Source organism: Micromonospora maritima, from assembly GCF_902825405.1.
Taxonomy (GTDB): Bacteria; Actinomycetota; Actinomycetes; order Mycobacteriales; family Micromonosporaceae; genus Micromonospora; species Micromonospora maritima.
The window spans coordinates 1-1,891 of sequence record NZ_CADEAU010000757.1 but is presented as its reverse complement, the minus strand read 5'-3'; the positions used below and the strand labels follow the sequence as shown (position 1 = coordinate 1,891).

The window sequence follows — 1,891 nt, the reverse complement described above, 5'->3', positions numbered from 1 at the left end:
CGACCCGGTCCGGGTCGACGGCCGGCAGGCCGCACGCGGCGTCGACCGCGCGGACGGCGTCGGTGAGGAAGCGCCGGTAGTAGTACCGGCGCGGGTCCTCCACCCCGCGGGTGGCCATCCCGGGCGCCTGCGGCCCGGCCGCGGCCACGTCGGGGGTGTCGCCTCGACTCCACCCGGAACCCTGGCCCCGGGTGTCCATCTGCAGGTGCACGAACCCGGCCGCGGACCAGAGCAGGTTCTCCAGCGGGTGGCCGCGCCCGCCGCCGTAGCCGACGTACTGCACGACTGTCGGCGCCGGGCCGGGCGCGCCGCGGGGCACCCGCAGCCAGGCCCGCACCGGCTGGCCGGCGAACCCGGGAAAGGTCACGTCGAACACGTCCACCGCGGCCAGCGGGGTGGGCACGGGGGTCACCTGCACGGGCTCCCCGCAGGAGCGGGCCTCCGCGAGCGTGTCGGACCAGAACGCGTCGAAGTCGGACGGTTCCCGCAGGTCGCTGCGGTAGCGGCGGAGTTCCGCCTCGGGCAGGTCGGTCAACACGCGTGACTGTTCCTCGTCGTCCGGTTTGCGAGGACGGCGACGGACCACCGGAAGGCATCCCGCCGCGTTCCGGAAGTTTTCCGCAACAGGTGCGAACGCTAGGACCGGCCCGACCTGTCGTCAAGACCACGACGTACGGCAAGATGTCGGTGGGGCGGCACGGCTTGCCGGTCGGTTCCGGGCAGCCGGCGAAGGGGACTCGGGGTGAACGCGGACGACGAGCGCAGGGTGACCATCACCGCGATCGCACGGGAGGCCGGCGTCTCCGTGCCCACGGTGTCGCGGGTGCTCAACGGGCGGTCCGACGTCGCGCCGGACACCCGCGAACGCGTCGAGGAGCTGCTGCGCCACCACGGCTACCGGCGCCGCGGCAGCCGCACCGTCCGCCGGGCGAACCTGGTCGACCTGGTCTTCAACGACCTGGACAGCCCGTGGGCCGTGGAGATCATCCGTGGGGTGGAGGACGTCAACCACGCCGCCGGGGTGGGCACGGTCGTCTCGGCCGTGCACCGCGAGTCCAGCTCGACCCGGCAGTGGTTGCACAACCTGCGCGGTCGCGCCTCCGACGGCGTGATCATGGTGACCTCGCACCTGGGCGCCGCGGTGCAGGCGCAGCTGCGTCGGCTCAACGTGCCGGTGGTGGTGGTCGACCCGGACGCCGGAGTGGCCGGGACGGACGTGCCGGCGATCGGCGCCACCAACTGGACCGGGGGCCTGGCCGCCACCGAGCACCTGCTGACCCGGGGCCACCGCCGCATCGGCTTCGTCGCCGGTCCGCCGCACCTGCTGTGCAGCCGCGCCCGACTCGACGGCTACCGGGCCGCCCTGGCGGCCGCCGGCGTACCGGCCGACGACCGGCTGGTCCAGCCGGGCGACTTCTACCACGCCTCCGGTTTCGCCGCCGGCGGCGCGCTGCTCGACCTCGACGACCCGCCGACGGCGATCTTCGCGGCCAGCGACCAGATGGCCTTCGGCGTCTACGAGGCGGTACGCCGACGCGGCCTGCGCGTCGCCGACGACGTGAGCGTGGTCGGCTTCGACGACCTGCCCGAGGCCCGGTGGGCCTCGCCCCCGCTGACCACCGTGCGCCAGCCGCTGGTGGAGATGGGCCGGCTCGCCGCCCGGACGGTGCTGCGCCTGGCCCAGGGCGAGGAGATCGAGTCGCCCCGGGTGGAGCTGGCCACCGAGCTGGTGGTGCGGGACAGCACGGCCGGGCCGCCCGGCCGATAGCCGGCCCGGGCCGTTTCAGTCGCCTTCCGGAAGGTCGCTCTTCCGGGCCACCACGGCGGTCGACGCGGCGACCGCGGCGGCGTGCCGGCGTCGGCGCGCCAGCAGCACCGCTCCGCCGGCCAC

2 protein-coding genes are annotated in these 1,891 nt (G+C 75.2%); one reads left to right on the top strand and one right to left on the bottom strand.

All coding sequences use genetic code 11. The features are described 5' to 3' along the window. A partial coding sequence (locus HUW36_RS31950; RefSeq protein WP_174531469.1) for an acetylxylan esterase occupies nucleotides 1-538 on the bottom strand: 538 nt, incomplete at its 3' end. Between the two features lie 204 nt (nucleotides 539-742). Between HUW36_RS31950 and HUW36_RS31945 the strand changes: the two genes are divergently transcribed. Beyond that, entirely contained in the window at nucleotides 743-1,768 is a 1,026-nt protein-coding gene (locus HUW36_RS31945; RefSeq protein ID WP_174531468.1) for a LacI family DNA-binding transcriptional regulator, read from the top strand. Nucleotides 1,769-1,891 lie beyond the last annotated feature (123 nt).